Here is a 16,888-nt window from a genome sequence, read left to right on the forward strand (position 1 = left end):
CGTGGCGGCTCCCCAGAGTTGCACAGCGTCCGACCGCCGAAACGGAGGTGACCAATTCCCCGGCCAATCGTGATCTCGCCGTCTCCGGCCGTCTCAGCAGCCGGACAAATCACACGGACCGCGACCGGGACATCACCTCAGGTCACGGATACGATCCAGAACGGCCAGGCGTCCTTCGCGTTCGATGCGCCGGGTGGTCACCCGGTCCGGGTAACAGCGCGTGAACATGTTCGTGAAGTGCGTCCCGTAGTGGATGGACTCCTCGCCACCCGCCAGTGGCCGGGCGGTGGCACCGAATGCCGGCTCGTGGAAGTACGCCAGCGTGTACCGCTCCCGGCCGGCGAGCCGGACCTTGTGCGGCGTCGACAGGAGCCGGCCGCCGGTGAGGAACTGCAGGATGTCGCCGGGAAACACGGTGAACACCGCCGGCTCGGGTGCGACGAAGTGCCACGGCTCGTCGTCCTGGTACATCCCGGCCGTGCTCTCCTCCGCCAGCCAGTTCCGGAGGCGCGGTTCCCCGGCCACCGGCGGCCGCACGAAGAGCCCGCCGACCTCGTCCTGCGCGGCGATGACGAGCAGTCCGTAGTCGGTGTGCGCGCCGATCCCGCGTTCGGTGGTCGCCGACCGGGCGGGGAACCGCAGCACGCGCATGTGGTGCCAGCCGTCCCGGGTGAGCCGCGTCAGCCGGTCGATTTCGACGCCCAGCCCGAGTGCGACGAGCTTCAGGAGCTTCTCGCCGATCTCGCCGACCTCCCGGAGATGGGCCTCCATCGCCGTCCGGTAGCCCTTGTCCGGCCACGGGACCGGTCCGTGGCACGGCCAGCCCTCGGTGACGCGGGTGTCGGTGTGCGGGATGTCCGGGCACACCGTGAAGATCTCCGAATAGTCGGCCTCGCCCGCGGTCACTTCCTCACCGGACGCTATATAGCCGCTGTAGGTCAGGTCGCTGACGAACTTCGCTTTCTCCGGCAGGGATCTCGCGAAGAACCGCCGGCTTTCGGCGAGTGCTTCACCGGTGACGCGGGCCTGCTCCGCGGTGGCGGCGACCTGGAAGATCCCGTCGTCCTCCCAGGTCCGGACCAGCTGTCTGCCCAGTATCCGATCGACCGTCGTCCCGCCCACCGAATCGGGCAGCTCGAACGTACGCATTGTTGTTCACCTTTCGCGCGGTTCCGGGAACGCTCACCACACGAAGCACCGGAAACGCCGGTTCACAACGATCAGCGGCCGCCACCCACGTCGAGCACCGCCCCGGCGGTGAAGGACGCGGCCGGCGAAAGCAACCACAGCACGGCTTCGGCGATCTCGGCCGGGTGGCCGGCGCGCCCCATCGGAATCTGCCGCGCGAACTTCTCGAGCCGGTCCGGCAGTCCGGCGGCCTCGTGCAATCCAGTGTGCACCATCCCGGGCGCGACAGCGTTGACACGAATGCCCTCGCCCGCGACCTCCTGGGCGAGGCCGAAGGTCAGCGTGTCCACGGCGGCCTTCGACGCGGCGTAGTGCACCCACTCGCCGGCCGAGCCGGTACGGGCGGCCGTCGAGGAGATGTTGACGATCGCGCCGCCGTCGCCACCGTGGCGAGTGGACATCCGGCGGACCGCCTCGCGGCAGCACAGGAACACCCCGGTGACGTTGACGTCGAAGGTGCGCCGGACGACGTCGACCGCGTAGTCCTCGAGCCGGCCCGGGGTGTTGCCGACGATCGCCGCGTTGTTGACCAGGCCGGTCACCGGGCCGAGCCCGGCAGCCGCGTCGAAGAGCGCGCGGACGTCGTCCTCGCTGGAGACGTCCGCGCAGAAGGGCAGCGCCTGCCGGCCGGACGCCCGCACCTGCTCGGCGACGGCTTCGGCGGGAGCGGGATCGCCGGAGTAGTCGACGACGACGTCGTAGCCGCGCGCGGCGGCAAGGGTGCAGATCGCCGCCCCGATCCCCCGGCTGCCGCCGGTGACGATCAGGGTCAAATCGCGAAGTTCGCCAGCGGCAGGTTCTCCAGCACCAGGTCGGCCCGGTCGCGCGTCTGCGAGATGAGGTCGGCGTTGCGCTGGTCCGAACCGAGCGCGCGCTGCTTCGCCTCGACCAGCGAACGGCCGAAGCGGCGGTGGCGCGACACGAGCCGTTCGATCCGCTCGGGCTCGTCCGGCGCGAGGAACCACGCCTCGGTGAGCAGCGGGCGGATCGCGCTCCACGGGTCGTCCGGGAGCAGCAGGTAGTTGCCCTCGGTGATGACGAGCTGGACCTCCGGTGGCACCGCGACGGCGCCGGCGATCGGTTCCTCGATCTCGCGGCGGAACTCCGGCGCGTACACCGTCTCGCGGCCTTCGGCGAGGCGGCGGATCAGGTGGTAGTAGCCCGCGGCGTCGAACGTGTCCGGGGCGCCCTTGCGCTCGGTGCGGCCCAGCCGGCGCAGCTCCACCTGCGCGAGGTGGAAGCCGTCCATGCCGACCACCGCCGCGCGCGAACCGAGCGCGTTGGCCAGCGCCCAGGCGAGCGTGGTCTTGCCGGACGCGGGCGAGCCGATGATGCCGAGCACGTTGCGCTGCCCGCGCACGGTCAGCCCCTCGGCCCTGGCCAGCAGGTCGTCGAACGCCGTCATGTCCTGTTCCTTCCTGCGATCGCGGTCGTCCACGACCGCGGTCCCACCTGCCGCACCCGTTCGGCGGCCACCTCGTTGGCGAAGCGAATCCGGCCCGTCACCGTCCGTTCCCGGATCACGGCCACGGCGAGCGCGCCGTGCCAGACGTCGCCTGCCCCTAGTGTGTCCCGCGCTTCCACGTCCGCGACAGGCACCTCACCCGAGTCGCCGTCCGCAGTGGACCAGCGCACCGGGTGCGGCCCCGCGGTGGTGATGACGGTCGGGACGCCGCGCTCGTGCAGGCCGGGTCCCGGCGCGGTGAAGTGCGCGGAGCACGCAGCGATGTCGACCAGCGGAAGCAGCTCGTCGAGCACGGGCTTCCAGCTCCCGGCGTCAAGCACCACCGGCGCCTTCTTTTCTCGCGCAACCGCCAGCGCAAGCTCCGGATAGTGCCCATCAAGCAAAATGACATCAGCTGCCAAAAGCGGCACTTTCACGTGAAAGTGCCGCCCTCCGGCGTTGCGGGAGACGACCGTGCGCTCGCCGTCGCGGACGCGGACGGTGGCCGCGCTGACCGGGGGCGGGTCGGGCAGGTCGGGAGCCAGGTCGATCAGCCGGACGCCGTGGGCTTCGAGGTCGGCGCGGGCTAGCGCCGCCAGCGGGTGTGCACCGAGGACGGTCAGCAGGGTCGCCTCGGCGCCGAGCGCGGCCGCCGTCACCGCGGCGTTCGTCGCGGGCCCACCGGCCGCGACGTCCACCTGCAGCGACTGCACCTTCTCGCCCGGCGCCGGAAGCTCCTCGACCCGCTGGACGACGTCCACGGTGCACAGTCCCGCCAGCAGCACTCTCACTTCAAGCCGGCCACGTGGGTCGCGGCGGCCGCTTCTTCCACTTCACCGTTCTCATTGAGCCGCAACGCGCCCGTGAGCAGGCCGACGACCTGGTTCATCGAGTGCGTCTTCGGCGAGACCACCGCGACGCGCTTGCCGAGGCGGTGCACGTGGATGCGGTCGGCGATGTCGAACACGTGCGGCATGTTGTGGCTGATCAGCACCACCGGCAGGCCGCGGTCGCGGATCCGGCCGATCAGGTCGAGCACCTTGCCGGACTCGGCGACGCCGAGAGCGGCGGTGGGCTCGTCCATGATCACCGCCTTGGTGCCGAACGCGGCCGCGCGGGCCACCGCGACACCCTGGCGCTGCCCGCCGGAGAGCGTCTCGACCGGCTGGCTGATCGACTTGATGTTGATGCCCAGCTCGTCGAGGATCCGCTGCGCCTCGGACCGCATGGTCGCGGTGTCGAGCTTGCGGAACAGTCCGAGCGGTCCCTTGAGCCGCTTTTCCCGGCCCAGGAACATGTTCGACGCGATGTCGAGCGCGGGCGCGACGGCGAGGTCCTGGTAGACCGTCTCGATCCCGTAGTGCCGAGCGTCCAAAGGGGACTTGAAGTGGACGGTTTTGCCGTCAACTTTGATCTCCCCTTCGTCCGGGATCACCGCGCCGGACAGGGTTTTGATGAGCGACGACTTCCCGGCGCCGTTGTCGCCGACCACGGCGAGCACCTCGCCGGGCAGCAGGTCGAAGTCGGCGCCGTCGATGGCGGTCACCCGGCCGTAGCGCTTGACCAGTCCGCGAGCCTGGAGGATGGGTTCACTCATGACTGCTGCTGCCTCCTCGCGATGCGGTCCACCACGACGGCGGCGATGAGCAGGGCGCCGGTGGCGAGGTCCTGGTAGTTGCCGTCGACGTTCATCTGCGTCAGCCCCGACCGCAGCACCGCCACGACCAGCGCGCCCATCAGCGTCCCGAGCACCGAGCCGCGGCCGCCGAAGAGGCTCGTCCCGCCGAGGACGACGGCGGTGATCGAGTCGAGGTTGCCGAGCTGGAACTGGTTCGGGTCGGCGTTCGGCGTCCGGCCGAGCGCCTGCCAGGCCGCGATGCCGAAGGTCAGCCCGGCCACGATGTAGACCGACAGCACCGTGCGGTTGACCTTGATGCCGGACAGCCGTGCCGACTCCGGCGCGTTGCCGACCGCGTAGACGTGCTTGCCCCACGCGGTTTTCGTCAGCGCGTACCAGACGCCGAGGTACATCAGCAGCGCCAGCGTCATGCCGTAGGTGATCGGGATGCCGCCGAAGAGGTAGCGCTTGGTGCCGAGCCACTGCAGCACCCCGTCGGTCACCGGCACGGCCTGGCCGCCGGCGATCAGCTTCGACACCGCGGTCAGCATGGTGAACGTGCCGAGCGTGATGATGAACGCCGGCAGCTTGATCCGCGTCGCGAGCCCGCCGATGAAGATGCCGACGATGATCGTCAGCACCACGCCGGCGAGCAGCGCGACGAAACCGTTGGTCCCGGCCGCGGCGAGCTTGGCCATGATCAGCGTCGCGACGACCATCGAGGCCGCGTTGGACAGGTCGATGCCCGCGATGAGGATGACGAGCGTCTGGCCGAGCGCGAGCGTCCCGACCACCAGGGACTGCTGGACCACGGTGGACAGGTTGTCGAGGTCGAAGAACGTGTCCGTGGCCAGCGAGAACACCACGATCGCGACGACCAGCGCGAGCGCCGGGCCGACCGCGGGGGCGCGGAGGAGGAAGTCGCCGAGTGATTCACGGTCCTTCGAAGCCACTGCGGTAGTCATTTCTTGCCTCCCCAGCAGTTCTGCAGTCCCCAGGCGGTGTCGTGGCTTTCGATGCCGGGCAGGGGCTTGTCGGTGATCACGGCGGACCCGGTGTTGACGAACCCGGTCGGCTTCTTGCCGGTCTTGGCGTACTCGACGGCCGCGAGCACGCCTTGTTCGGCCATCTTCGCCGGGAACTGCATGACGGTCGCCGCGTACAGGCCGTCCTTGACGTTCTGGACGCCTTCGCAGCCGCCGTCGATCGAGCCCATCACGATCTGCCCGGTGAGGCCGCGGGCCTTCAGCGCCGCGTACGCGCCGCGGCCCATCGGCTCGTTCATCGAGTAGACGGCGTTGATGTCGGTGCTGCGCTGCAGCAGGTTCTCCATGCCCTGCTGGGCGAGGCTCTGGTCGCCGTTGGCCGCGGTGTGCCCCTTGATCTCCGGCGAGCCGTCGGTCAACCCGATGCCCTTGAGGAACCCGGTGTGCCGCTGGGTGTCGACCGAGCTGCCGGCGGTGCCGTCGACCATGAGCAGCTTGGCCGGGACGCCCTTGAGCGCGGCCTTGACGTACGCGCCCTGCTGCTCGCCGGCCGCGAAGTTGTCGGTGGCGAAGGTGGCGTCGACGGCGTCCGGCGGTTCGGTGGCGGTGTCGAGGGCGATGACCAGGACCCCGGCGTCGCGGGCGTCCTTGATCGCCTTGAGCACGCCGGTGGACGAGCTGGGTGTGATCAGGATGGTGTTCGCGCCCTGTTGCCGGAGGTTCTCGATGGCGCGGACCTGGCCGTCGTTGTCACCGTCGAACTGGCCGGCGAGCGCGCTGAAGTCGGCGCCGTTGGCCTGCGCCGCCGCTCTCGCGGAGTTGCGCAGTTCGACGAAGTAGGGGTTGGTGTCGGTCTTGGTGACCAGGCCGACCTTCGCCTTGCCGCTCCCGGCCGTGTTGGTGTTGCCGCCCCAGTGGCGTTCGACCGTGCACCCGGTCGTCGCGGCGAGGACCGCGGCCAGCGTGAGCGCGGTGAGACTTCGGTGTCTCATGGGTTCCCACCCTTTGTTCGTGTCGAAGCTTGCCGATGGTCGGGAAGGTAGACAGACTGCTCGATGCGCGCAAGCGTTTGCGCAAACGCTTGCCGGAAAGGATGGGTATGCCCCAGTCGAAGTCTTCGCGGCCGACCCAGCGGGACATCGCCGAGCTCGCGGGCGTGTCGATCACGACCGTGTCGCACGTGGTGAACGGGACGCGCGCGGTCGCCGAGGACACCAAGGCGGCGGTGCTGCGGGCGATCGAGACGACCGGGTACACCGGCGACGCCATCGCGCGTTCGCTGGTCACCGGCGGGACCCGGTCGATCGGGATGGCGATCTCCCTGGTGGCGAACCCGTACTTCGCCACGCTGATGCAGGCGATCGAGCGCGAGGCGTCGACCCACGGCTACACCGTCCTGCTGGCCGACACCCACGACGCGGCGGACACGGAACGTGACACGGTGCGGGCGCTGCGCTCCCGTCGCGTCGACGGCCTGCTCATCACCCCGGCGCCCGGCGACGCACCGGTGATCGGCGAGCTGGTGTCCCTCGACGTCCCGACCGTGCTGATCGACCGGCTGGCCACCCGCACCGACGTCGATCAGGTGGGTTCGGAGAACATCCAGGCGACGTCGGCGCTGACCGCGCACCTGGCGACACTGGGGCACCGGCGGATCGGGATGATCAGCGGCGTGCCCGGGCTGTCGACGAGCGAAGAGCGGGTGCTCGGCTACCGGCTCGGGCTCGGCCGGTCCGGGCTCACGTGGTCGTCCGAGCTCGTGGCCTGCGGAAACTCGTCGCGCGAAGGTGGCGCCCTGGCGTTGAGCACGCTGCTGGCCCTGCCCGAGCCGCCGACGGCACTGGTCGTCGGGAACGACGGCATGATGGTCGGGGTGCTGCACGAGGCCCGGCGGCGCGGGCTGCGGATCGGGCGTGACCTGCCGGTGGTGGTCTACGACGAAGTCGAGTGGGCGGACCTGGTCGACCCGCCGCTGACGACGATGGCGCAGCCGATCGAGGAGATCGGCCGGCAGGCGGTCCGGCTGTTGCTGGCCCGGATCAACGACCCGGCCCGCAAGGCCGAAACAGTGCGACTGGCACCCACTCTGCGTCACCGCGAGTCGTGCGGCTGCCCGGCCGTTCACTCACTTCAGTGAATCTGGGTTCCTGATACGCCCGCACGTCCGTTCAGCGGATACCTTTCGGCGGAGCGTCTGCGAGGGCTTATGACCGCACTTTCGCCGGACCTCCGGTTGTGGGACCCCCCGGTCACCTACCGGATCGGCGTCGCGATGGGAGTGAACGCGCTCCCTTACTCCGGCGAGCTGCTGCGTGCCGTCCGGGCGGCCGCGGCGCAGGCGGGGTGTGACGTCGTGCTGGCGGACACCGCGGACGCGGTGGGCGAAGAGGCGGCGGTGGTGCGCGCGCTGCGCGCGGACCTGGTGGACGGCGTGCTGCTGGTCCCCTCGGCCGGCGATGAAGCGGTGATCAACGGCCTGGTCCGGATGGGCGTGCCGACGGTGCTGGTCGACCGGGTGGCCGCGCGCAACGACGTCGACCAGGTCGGTACCGAGAACGTGCACGCGATGGCATCGCTGGTCCGGCACCTGACGGACCGGCGGCACCGCAAGATCGGCCTGATCTCGGGCGACGAAGGCCTGGAGGTCAGCCGCGAGCGCGTCCGCGGCTACCGGCTGGGCCTGGAGCAGGCCGGCCTGCGGTTCAACCGCGAACTGGTCGAGTCCGGGTTTTCGAACTCCGGCGGCGCAACCCGCGCGACGGCCAAGCTCCTCGACGGCTGGCCGTCCCCGACGGCGTTGGTGGTGGCGGACGAGTCGATGCTGGTCGGCGTCCAGTACGAGGCCCACCGCCGGGGGATCCGCATCGGTTCGGAGCTGGCCGTGGTGGGCTACGGCGACATGGACTGGGCGCGCCGCGTGAGCCCGGCGGTGACGACGCTGGTCCAGCCGATCGCGGACCTGGGCCGCCGGGCGGTGCAGCTGCTGATGTCCCGCATGGCGGATCCGGACCGGCCGCCGGAATCGGTGTGGCTGACGCCGAAGTTCCTGCACGGCGCGTCCTGCGGCTGCTGAGCTCTGCCGCGACCCTCGTGAGTGGTAATTAGGGTTAGAACCCTAATTACCACTCACGACAGGGTGGCCACCGCCTCCAGCAGCATCCAGCCGCCCACCTGGACCGACATGTCCCGCTCGGGCGCGCCCTCCGGCAACGGCCACGGCGCCGGACGGTCCCAGTACGCGCTGAACACCGGCCCCTCCGGGGTGGCCGCGGCGCCGGACCAGCACGCCGAGGCCGACGTCAGCACCAGTGATCGGGCCGTCGAGGCTTCCGGCCCCGGGAGGGAACGGGCCGCCAAGGCCAGGTACCGGGCCAGGATCGCCGCAAACAACCCGCCGTCGCCCCCGCCCTGGCCGCGGATGACACCCTCCGGCGCGACGTGCTCCGCCACCGCCCGTACCGTCCGCGCCGCTTCGTCCACTAAGGACAACTCCAGGCAGGCGCCGAGATACACCCCTTGGCAGTACGTGTAAATGTGCTTCACGAGCTCGCCCGTGTCCGCGCGAATCCCGTCCCAGACCAGACCGGACGCCGGATCGACCAAAGTGGACGTCAGCCACGAAGTCATCTCCCGTGCCCGGGCGAGATTTCCCGATCGGGCGTGGAAGATCGCCGCCGGGCCGTTGGCCGGGGCGTTCTTGAAGTCGTCGCCGCGGCGCCACCAGATTCCGCCGCCCGCCGCGGCTGTCCAGCCCGAGAGGAGCTGGGTGTCGATCGCCGCCAGGGCCGGTCCGACGTCGATGCCCAACGCGGAAACGCGTTGCAGCGCAAGGCCGAGCCAGGCGATGTCGTCGTAGTAGTCGTTGGTCCAGCGGCCGAAGTTGCGCAGCCGCACCGAACGCACGAAAGCGCGGATCGACGCGAGCCGCGCCGGAGAGGGCGCGCGCAGCTGAGCGTCGACCAGCGTGTCCAGCAGGTGCGCCTGCCACCAGTAATTCCAGTGCCAGTGCAGCCGCTGATCGACCGAAGCCGGCCAGCGGCTCCGGCCCAGGACCGTGCCGGGCAGCGCCCACACCCGGCGCAGGTGGCGCGAAGTCACCGCGTGTTCCGCGGCCGAGACGTCCATGACGCAATCGTGCCTTGCCCATCCACATACCGCTCGGTATGTTCAGTGGTCATGACGACGGCCCACCTCACCTGCCCGCTGTGCGAAGCCACCTGCGGCCTGGAGGTGACGCTCGATGCGAACCAGCAGGTCACCCGCGTCAAAGGTGACAAGGAGGACGTCTTCTCGCGGGGGTACATCTGCCCCAAGGGCGCGTCCCTCGGCGCGCTGCACCACGACCCCGACCGGCTGACCGCCCCGCTGCTCAAGCGCGACGGCGAGTTCGTCGAGGTCAGCTGGCAGGAGGCCTACGACGAGATCGCCCGCCGCCTCCCGCCGATCGTCGAGCAGCACGGCCGGGACGCCGTCGCGGTGTACGCGGGCAACCCCGGCGTGCACAACATCGCGCTGACGCTCTACGGCCGCGTCCTCTACAAGGCCCTGGGCACCAAGAACTTCTACAGCGCGACCTCGGTCGACCAGCTGCCGAAGCACTACTCCTCCGGCACGATGTTCGGCGACCCGCTCGCCATCCCGGTGCCCGACCTCGACCGGACGCGGCACCTGCTGATCCTCGGCGCCAACCCGCTCGTCTCCAACGGCAGCCTGATGACCGCGCCGGACATCCGCGGGCGGCTGCGCGGGATCCGCGACCGCGGCGGCAAGATCGTCGTCGTCGACCCGCGCCGCACGCGCACCGCCCAGTTCGCCGACGAGCACCACGCCATTCGGCCCGGCACCGACGCACTGCTGCTGTTCGCGCTGGTCAACGTCCTGTTCGCGGAGAACCTCGGCGATCCCGGCCGCGTCGCCGAACACCTCAACGGCCTCGACGAGGTCCGCGAACTGGCCCAGCCGTTCACGCCGGAAGCCGTCGCGCCGCGCACCGGCATCGACGCGGCCGAGATCCGCACGATGGCCCGGGAGCTCGCCGAAGCCGAGAACGCCGTCGTCTACGGCCGGATCGGCACCACGACGCAGGCCTTCGGCACCATCGCCAGCTGGCTGGTCGACGTCCTCAACGTGCTCACCGGCAACCTCGACGAACCGGGCGGCGCGATGTTCCCGCTGGCCGCGTGCCAGCCGACCGGGAACCGGCGGCCGTTCGCCGTCGGGCGCTGGCACAGCCGCGTGCGCGGTTACCCCGAGGTCGTCGGCGAGTTGCCGGTCGCGACGCTCGCCGACGAGATCGAAACCCCGGGCGAGGGCCAGGTCCGCGCGCTGATCACGGTCAGCGGCAACCCCTGCCTGAGCACGCCGAACGCCGGGCGGCTCGCCGCGGCCCTGGAAAACCTCGACTTCATGATCTCCGTCGACGTCTACCTCAACGAGACGTCGCGGCAGGCCGACGTCATCCTGCCCGGCCCGTCGCCGCTCGAACGCCCGCACTTCGACCTGGCCTTCTACCAGCTCTCCATCCGCAACATCGCCAATTGGACGCCGGCGACGCTGCCCTCGGCGCTGCCGCAGGAGTGGGAGACCATGCTGCGGCTGACCGGCATCGTCGCCGGTCAGGGCCCGGAAGCCGACGTCGCCGCGCTCGACGACTTCGTCGCCGGGGAGACCGCGCGCCGCAACGGGCTCGACGTCGCCGTCGCCGGCGAGCGCACCGGGCCCGCGCGCCTGGTCGACCTGCTGCTGCGCGCCGGCCCCTACGACGTCACGCTGGCCGACCTCGAAGCCGCACCGCACGGGATGGACTTCGGGCCGCTGAAGCCGCGGATCCCCGAGGTGCTGTGCACGGCGTCCGGCCGGATCGAACTCGCGCCCGCACCGGTGGTCGCCGACGTTCCGCGATTGCGGGAAGAACTTGCGAAAAACGCGGAAGACGGCCTGGTGCTGATCGGACGGCGGCACCTGAGCTCGAACAACTCGTGGATGCACAACCTGGAACCGCTGATCCGCGGCGGCAACCGGTGCACCGTGCAGGTCCACCCCGCCGACGCGACGCGCCTGGGCCTCACCGACGGCGGCCTCGCGTCGGTGACCTCCCGCGCCGGAAAACTGCAGGTCCCGGTGGAGGTGACCGACGAGGTCCGGCCCGGCGTCGTGAGCATCCCGCACGGCTGGGGCCACGACGTCGACGGCACGCGGACGCGGGTGGCGCGCGCGAACCCCGGCGTCAACTCGAACCTGGTCGCCGACGAGACGCTGCTGGACGTTCCGTCCGGAACGTCGGTGTTGAACGGAATCCCGGTCGAGGTCGCCCCCGTCTGACGCTTGACACCGGCGCGGGCGCTGACGCATTCTCAGCTCGGATGTTGACGTAAACATCGATCACGCGCCCCCTCGGACATCGGAGTTCGTATGAAGCGCTTCGGTACTCGCATCTGGCTACACGCCGCGATGGCCGCAGTACTCGCTGTCCCCCTGCTCGCGGTTCCGCCGAGCGCGTCCGCCGCGACCAACAGTTTCCGCGGCGTCAACTGGGCGGACGCCCGCGACAACTACGTGGACGGCTGGGTGATCCCGACCGGCCTCGCCGCCGGGGACAGCTACGACAGCGTCCGCGGCAAGGCGGACGGCATCATCACCGGCTTCCAGCAGAAGCTCGGCGCGAACACCGTGCGGCTGCCGATCAACCCGCAGAGCGTCAACTCGGACTGGTGGGGGCGGTACAAGGGCGCCGCCGACTCGGCCCTGTCCCACGGCATGAAGGTCATCTTCGGCTACTGGGAAGCGAACAAGGACGGCTTCGTCGACGACACGAACGCCTGGAACACCATGTGGGACAAGGTCACCGCCGACTACGGCGGCAACGGCAACGTCTACTTCGAGCCGATGAACGAGCCGTTCGGCTACAGCCTGAACGCCTGGGTGTCACTCTGTTCGACCTGGCTGTCCCGGCACTCGGCCATCCCCCGCGGCCGGGTGCTGATCAGCGGCACCGGCTACAACGACAACGTGACCGGCGTCGGCGCGGCGAGCGCGTTGGACGGCACGCTGCTGTCGCTGCACTTCTACGGCTTCTGGGCGTCGGACACCACCCGCTCGGCGTGGACCACGAACCTCAGCAACCGGCTCGGGTCGTACTCCTCCCGCACGATCATCGACGAGGCCGGCGCCCCGATGACGACCGGACTGGACTACTCCGCCGGCCACCAGGACGGCAACAACTTCACCGCGTACTTCGCCGCCACCACGGACCTGACGCGGTCCCGGCAGATGGGCGTCGTCTACTGGCCCGGCCTGCGGTCCGGGGACACATACTCGATCACGCGGCAGAGCGGGAGCGGCCTGGAGACCAACAACGCGTCGGGCGTGGTCCAGCTGCGCTGGGGCTGGGGCCTGTAGGCGTCACCAGGCGCGGCCGAGGTCGGCGTGCTGCCGGATCCAGGCGTGCATGACGATCCCGGCCGCGACCCCGGCGTTGATCGAGCGGGTCGTGCCGAACTGGGCGATCGACACCACCAGCGACGCGGCTTCCTGCGCCGGCCGCGAAAGCCCGGGCCCTTCCTGCCCGAACAACAGGACGCACTCGCGCGGGATCTCCGCCGTCTCGACCGGCTGGGAGCCCGGCGTGTTGTCCACCGCGACGACGGCGAGGCCCTGCTCGGCTGCGAAGGCGATCAGGCCGCCGACGTCGTCGTGGTGGCGCAGGTGCTGGTAGCGGTCGGTCACCATCGCGCCGCGCCGGTTCCAGCGACGGCGGCCGACGATGTGCACCTCGGCCGCGGCGAACGCGTTGGCCGTCCGGACGACGGTGCCGATGTTGTGGTCGTGCTGGAAGTTCTCGATCGCGACGTGGAACGGGTGCCGCCGGCTGTCCACATCGGACACGATCGCCTCACGGCGCCAGTAGCGGTAGGCGTCGACGACGTTGCGACGGTCGCCCTCCCGCAGCAGCTCGGGGTCGTACCGCTCGTCGGCGGGCCACTCGCCCGGCCACGGGCCGACGCCGACCTCTTCGCGGCTCACCCACTCGGTGGGTCCGGGGATGGTGTTCACCCGGCGATTGTCGCCTAACCGAGGTGAACGGGACGCACGTGGGTTTCCTCCGCATGGTCGTGGCGGTGGCGCCAGCGGTGGTAGACGCCGACGTAGGAGTACGCGACCAGCACGATGGCGATGATCCCGATCGCCGGCAGCCACGACTGGGGGAAGACCGTGCCGTACAGGTAGTAGGAGTTGAACCCGCCGGGCAGGTCGCCGAGGCCCTGCTGGTGCCGGAAGTAGTTCTCCAGCGCGGTGAGCGGGCACGGCACCGGCGTCACGTTGACCAGCACGCCCCAGGCGGCAGCGAAGATGTGGACGAAGATCAGCTTCGGCCAGCGCCAGGCGAGGAAGCCGCCCAGCCCGATGAGCGCCAACGCCAGGATGTGCACCACGACGGTCACGTCAGCCAGGAACTTCGCCATCGCACCCCTCCACCGATCCCCCTACCAGCGACTTTACTCCGCCGGCCGGGGTCGTCCGTCTCTATGGATGCCCAGGCGGGTGATGTTTAACCCAGCGGAGCAACCCGTTCACCTGCGTGGTGACGGAGGAGTTACGCCCGGTGGAAATTCCGGCGGCCGCTTGGCGGGGTACTGCGTCGGCTCCTCGCGCGGGTACTGATCGGGCGCACCGTCCGGTTTCTTCCGGTTCGGGTCGGCTGGGCGCTGCGGTTCCGGCGGCTCCTCCATGCCCCGACGGTACGCCCGGGCCGGCGTCCGGGCAGCCGGATTTCACTCGACGCGATCGCTGACGCCCGGCTCGTCGTCGCCGGGGAGGTGGACGTCGGTGACGGTGATGTTCACCTCGACGACCTGCAGCCCGGTCATCTGCTCGATGGCCGTCACCACGGTGCGGCGCACCGAGCGCGCCAGCTCCGCGATGGCGACGCCGTACTCGACGAGCACCTGCAGGTCCACCGCCGCCTGCTTCTCGCCGACCTCGACCGAGACGCCCTGGCCGATGCCGGCCGACGCGCCCGGGATGCGGTCGCGGAGGGCGCCGAACGCCCGGGCCGCGCCGCCGCCGAGGTCGTGCACCCCGCGGACCTCGCGCGCGGCGAGACCGGCGATCTTCTGCACCACCGTGTCGGAGATGGTCGTGGTGCCCTGCTTGGTGACGAGTGCGGTTTCGGTCATGGTTCCTCCCTGGATGCCCGGTCCCCCAACGGCTTCGTCACCAAGGACATTCAGGACGGGAGGTCGTCACTGTGACGTGGCTCTCGCGAACGCCGCTCCGTCGAGGTCGGTGACGACCAGGCGGAGCCGCGCGTTCGCCCACTCCGTGCCCGCCAGCGCCGGGCGCACGGCTTGGGCCGCGCGATCCAGCAACGGCGGGATCGGCAGCCGGGTGGCGATCAGGCGGATCTCGACCACGTTCGGGCCCAGCTCCACCGCCAGGGTGTCCCAAGCCACCGGCAACGCCGGGCGGACACCGTCCACCATCTCGAGCGCGCCGACGATCTTCTCGACGGCTTCCTTGGCGGTCAACGGGTTTCCGGCTCGATGTCCATAATGGACACTGAAACCTCGTCGACGACCAGGCCGATCTGCTCGGCCACGGACCGGGTCACCGAGCGCTGGACTGCCCGGCCAACCGCCGCGGCTTGGTCGGCTCCCGCCGTGACCAGGTCGATGTGGACCGTCACCCGGCCGTCCGCGGTCCGGACCCGGACGCCGTCCGACGGCGCCGGGTCGAGGCCCTTCCAGCGCTGCCGGGCCGCGCGTGTCCACGCCGTCACCAGGCCGCGCAGGCCCGGTTCCAGGCGCACCACGCCCGGCGTGTCGATCGCCGCCCGCGCCGCCACGCCGGCGATCACCGGATCGGCGATGACGTACTCCACGCTCATTCCGGCTCCCCGTACACGTCCTCCACGAGCAGGTCGAGCTTCGCCAGCGTCAGGCCCACCCGGGCGGTGGCCGCCGTGGTCACCCGCTCCCGCACCTCCGCCAACGCCGCCCCGCCGGTGGCGGTCCGCAGGCTCACCGCGAGGGTGAGCTCCACCTCGACCCCGCCGGGGACGGTCCGCACCCGGCAGCGCCGCGCCCGGACGCCGTCGACGGTGTCGGCCGCGTACCGCAGCACCGTCGCCACCGCCTGCTCGCTGACCTCGACGAACCCGGCTTCCGGGGTCGGCAGCCGCACCATCGAGCCACGCCGCACGTCGGCCCGCACCGCCGACATGATCCGCCCGAACAGGTCCGGCGACGGCGCGTCCTCCTCGGCCGCCAGCTCGGAAGTGGCCGCCCGCAGGGCCAGCAGGCTCTCGCGCGCCGCCCGGCAGTGCGGGCAGGTCAGCTCGTGCTCGTCGGCCAGCCCGGCGCCGACCGCGTCCAGCCGCGCCCACACGTGCTCGACATCGCGTTCGCAAGGCAGCTCGTAGTCCGTCATCGCCATGGCTTCATCACCTCCGCCAGCTGAGCCCGGGCGCGCGCGATCCGGCCGCGGACGGCCGTCGCGTTCACGCCGACGATTTCGCCGATCTCCTCGTAGGACCGGCCGTGCACCTCACGCAGCAGCCAGCAGGCCCGTTGCTCGGGAGTGAGCTGGTCCAGCGCCGTGTTCAGGGCGGCGAGCTGACTGCTCACCTGGGCGGCCCGTTCCGGCTGGAGGTCGGTCCGCGGCGACTCGGCGGTGTCGAGGTCGACGTCGGCCTGGGGCTTGCGCGCGCGGATCGCGTTGAGGCAGCGGTTCGTGGTGGCCCGGTAGAGCCAGCCGACGAACGCGGCGTCCTCGGTGAGCTGGCCGAGCTTGCGCCAGGCGTTGAGGAACACCTCCTGCACGACGTCTTCGGCGTCGCCGCGGTGGGCGAGCATCTTGACGGCGAGCCGGAACATCGGGCCCTGGTAGCGCAGCACGAGCTGCTCGTACGCGCGGACGTCGCCGTCCCGCGCCCGGCCGACGAGAGTCACGTCGTCGAGCGGCGTAGTCGTCGTCACGGCACCTCCTCAGCGGGAGGACACCGGAGCGCGGAAAACGTCACGCGCTGATTGTCGGTGACGGTGGTCACCGGGGCGAATCCACTGATCCGCCCCGGTGGTGGTCAGTCGAGGCCGAGGTCGTCCTTGCCGAGGACGTACCGGTACTCGAGGCCTTCCTTCTCGATCGCCTCGCGCGCGCCGGTGTCGCGATCGACGACCGTCACCACGCCGATCACGTTCGCGCCCGCCTCGCGCAGGGCCGCGACCGCTTCGAGCACGCTGCCGCCCGTGGTGGACGTGTCCTCCACGGCCAGCACGCGCTGGCCGCGGACCTCCATGCCCTCGATGCGCCGCTGCATGCCGTGTTCCTTGACCGACTTGCGGACCACGAACGCGTCCAGCACGACCCCGTCGGTCGCCGCCGAGTGCAGCATCGCCAGCGCCACCGGGTCGGCACCGAGCGTCAGGCCGCCGGCCGCCACGTAGTCCCAGTCCGCCGTCAGCTGACGCAGGAGCTTGCCGATCAGCGGCGCGGCCGCGTGGTGCAGCGTCGCCCGCCGGAGGTCGATGTAGTAGTCGGCTTCCTTGCCGGACGCCAGAGTCACTTTTCCGTGCACCACGGAAAGATCGGTGACCAGCCTGGCCAGTTCGAGTTTCGCCGCTTGATCCAACCCGGGGTTCGCCACGGCCGAGA

At 70.7% G+C, this 16,888-nt stretch carries 20 protein-coding genes; 4 read left to right on the forward strand and 16 right to left on the reverse strand.

Features of this window, described 5'->3' with window-relative positions; translation table 11 throughout:
- Nucleotides 1–132: 132 nt before the first annotated feature.
- The 7 genes from ACLJQF_RS13325 to ACLJQF_RS13355 all read right to left on the reverse strand — a co-directional run bounded on the left by ACLJQF_RS13325 (nt 133) and on the right by ACLJQF_RS13355 (nt 6,228).
- Nucleotides 133–1,149 (reverse strand): isopenicillin N synthase family dioxygenase, encoded by a 1,017-nt coding sequence (locus tag ACLJQF_RS13325; RefSeq protein WP_410608647.1) that lies wholly within the window; start codon nt 1,147–1,149, stop codon nt 133–135.
- Nucleotides 1,150–1,220: 71 nt separating this feature from the next.
- On the reverse strand, nt 1,221–1,961 hold the full coding sequence (locus ACLJQF_RS13330) for an SDR family oxidoreductase (RefSeq protein WP_410608648.1): 741 nt from the start codon (nt 1,959–1,961) through the stop codon (nt 1,221–1,223).
- Entirely contained in the window at nt 1,958–2,593 is a 636-nt protein-coding gene (locus ACLJQF_RS13335; protein ID WP_410608649.1) for a nucleoside/nucleotide kinase family protein, read from the reverse strand. Before ACLJQF_RS13335 ends, ACLJQF_RS13330 begins: the two co-directional genes overlap by 4 nt.
- Entirely contained in the window at nt 2,590–3,417 is an 828-nt protein-coding gene (locus ACLJQF_RS13340) for a PfkB family carbohydrate kinase (RefSeq protein WP_410609024.1), read from the reverse strand. Before ACLJQF_RS13340 ends, ACLJQF_RS13335 begins: the two co-directional genes overlap by 4 nt.
- Before the next feature lie 2 nt (nt 3,418–3,419).
- A complete protein-coding gene (locus tag ACLJQF_RS13345; RefSeq protein WP_285987298.1) occupies nt 3,420–4,229 on the reverse strand; it encodes an ATP-binding cassette domain-containing protein in 810 nt (269 codons plus the stop codon).
- The gene (locus ACLJQF_RS13350; RefSeq protein ID WP_410608651.1) at nt 4,226–5,215 is read right to left on the reverse strand and encodes an ABC transporter permease; all 990 of its coding nucleotides are present in this window, start codon (nt 5,213–5,215) and stop codon (nt 4,226–4,228) included. Before ACLJQF_RS13350 ends, ACLJQF_RS13345 begins: the two co-directional genes overlap by 4 nt.
- The gene (locus tag ACLJQF_RS13355) at nt 5,212–6,228 is read right to left on the reverse strand and encodes a substrate-binding domain-containing protein (protein WP_410608652.1); all 1,017 of its coding nucleotides are present in this window, start codon (nt 6,226–6,228) and stop codon (nt 5,212–5,214) included. The genes ACLJQF_RS13350 and ACLJQF_RS13355 overlap by 4 nt, the downstream gene beginning before the upstream one ends.
- Before the next feature lie 107 nt (nt 6,229–6,335).
- Between ACLJQF_RS13355 and ACLJQF_RS13360 the strand changes: the two genes are divergently transcribed.
- Entirely contained in the window at nt 6,336–7,373 is a 1,038-nt protein-coding gene (locus ACLJQF_RS13360) for a LacI family DNA-binding transcriptional regulator (RefSeq protein ID WP_410608654.1), read from the forward strand.
- A 69-nt stretch (nt 7,374–7,442) separates the two neighbouring features.
- Nucleotides 7,443–8,309: a LacI family DNA-binding transcriptional regulator gene (locus ACLJQF_RS13365; protein WP_410608655.1), complete on the forward strand. Its 867-nt coding sequence runs from the start codon at nt 7,443–7,445 to the stop codon at nt 8,307–8,309.
- Between the two features lie 53 nt (nt 8,310–8,362).
- Here ACLJQF_RS13365 and ACLJQF_RS13370 read toward each other — a convergent pair whose 3' ends face one another.
- A complete protein-coding gene (locus ACLJQF_RS13370; protein WP_410608656.1) occupies nt 8,363–9,361 on the reverse strand; it encodes a glycoside hydrolase family 76 protein in 999 nt (332 codons plus the stop codon).
- A gap of 51 nt (nt 9,362–9,412) precedes the next feature.
- On the opposite strand from ACLJQF_RS13370, the gene ACLJQF_RS13375 reads away from it, so the two are divergent.
- Both ACLJQF_RS13375 and ACLJQF_RS13380 read left to right on the forward strand, forming a co-directional pair.
- The gene (locus ACLJQF_RS13375) at nt 9,413–11,557 is read left to right on the forward strand and encodes a molybdopterin-dependent oxidoreductase (protein WP_410608658.1); all 2,145 of its coding nucleotides are present in this window, start codon (nt 9,413–9,415) and stop codon (nt 11,555–11,557) included.
- Nucleotides 11,558–11,686: 129 nt separating this feature from the next.
- On the forward strand, nt 11,687–12,634 hold the full coding sequence (locus tag ACLJQF_RS13380) for a cellulase family glycosylhydrolase (RefSeq protein ID WP_410608659.1): 948 nt from the start codon (nt 11,687–11,689) through the stop codon (nt 12,632–12,634).
- 3 nt (nt 12,635–12,637) lie between these two features.
- Here the strand turns inward: ACLJQF_RS13380 and ACLJQF_RS13385 are convergent, their stop codons facing one another.
- From ACLJQF_RS13385 to pyrE, 8 genes are all read right to left on the reverse strand, one after another.
- Complete coding sequence (locus ACLJQF_RS13385) at nt 12,638–13,288, reverse strand: TrmH family RNA methyltransferase (protein ID WP_410608660.1); 651 nt, start codon at nt 13,286–13,288, stop codon at nt 12,638–12,640.
- A gap of 14 nt (nt 13,289–13,302) precedes the next feature.
- Complete coding sequence (locus ACLJQF_RS13390) at nt 13,303–13,698, reverse strand: DUF2784 domain-containing protein (RefSeq protein WP_410608661.1); 396 nt, start codon at nt 13,696–13,698, stop codon at nt 13,303–13,305.
- 309 nt (nt 13,699–14,007) lie between these two features.
- Nucleotides 14,008–14,412 (reverse strand): Asp23/Gls24 family envelope stress response protein, encoded by a 405-nt coding sequence (locus ACLJQF_RS13395; protein WP_410608662.1) that lies wholly within the window; start codon nt 14,410–14,412, stop codon nt 14,008–14,010.
- Between the two features lie 66 nt (nt 14,413–14,478).
- Nucleotides 14,479–14,763, reverse strand: coding sequence for a hypothetical protein (locus tag ACLJQF_RS13400; protein WP_410608663.1), 285 nt, complete (start codon nt 14,761–14,763; stop codon nt 14,479–14,481).
- Nucleotides 14,760–15,122: an Asp23/Gls24 family envelope stress response protein gene (locus tag ACLJQF_RS13405; RefSeq protein WP_410608665.1), complete on the reverse strand. Its 363-nt coding sequence runs from the start codon at nt 15,120–15,122 to the stop codon at nt 14,760–14,762. Before ACLJQF_RS13405 ends, ACLJQF_RS13400 begins: the two co-directional genes overlap by 4 nt.
- Complete coding sequence (locus ACLJQF_RS13410) at nt 15,119–15,670, reverse strand: Asp23/Gls24 family envelope stress response protein (protein WP_410608666.1); 552 nt, start codon at nt 15,668–15,670, stop codon at nt 15,119–15,121. Before ACLJQF_RS13410 ends, ACLJQF_RS13405 begins: the two co-directional genes overlap by 4 nt.
- Nucleotides 15,661–16,212: an RNA polymerase sigma factor gene (locus ACLJQF_RS13415; RefSeq protein ID WP_410608667.1), complete on the reverse strand. Its 552-nt coding sequence runs from the start codon at nt 16,210–16,212 to the stop codon at nt 15,661–15,663. Before ACLJQF_RS13415 ends, ACLJQF_RS13410 begins: the two co-directional genes overlap by 10 nt.
- A 104-nt stretch (nt 16,213–16,316) precedes the next feature.
- Nucleotides 16,317–16,880: an orotate phosphoribosyltransferase gene (pyrE, locus tag ACLJQF_RS13420; RefSeq protein ID WP_086671745.1), complete on the reverse strand. Its 564-nt coding sequence runs from the start codon at nt 16,878–16,880 to the stop codon at nt 16,317–16,319.
- Nucleotides 16,881–16,888: the final 8 nt, after the last annotated feature.

It is taken from the genome of Amycolatopsis sp. lyj-109, assembly GCF_046548995.1.
GTDB lineage: Bacteria > Actinomycetota > Actinomycetes > Mycobacteriales > Pseudonocardiaceae > Amycolatopsis.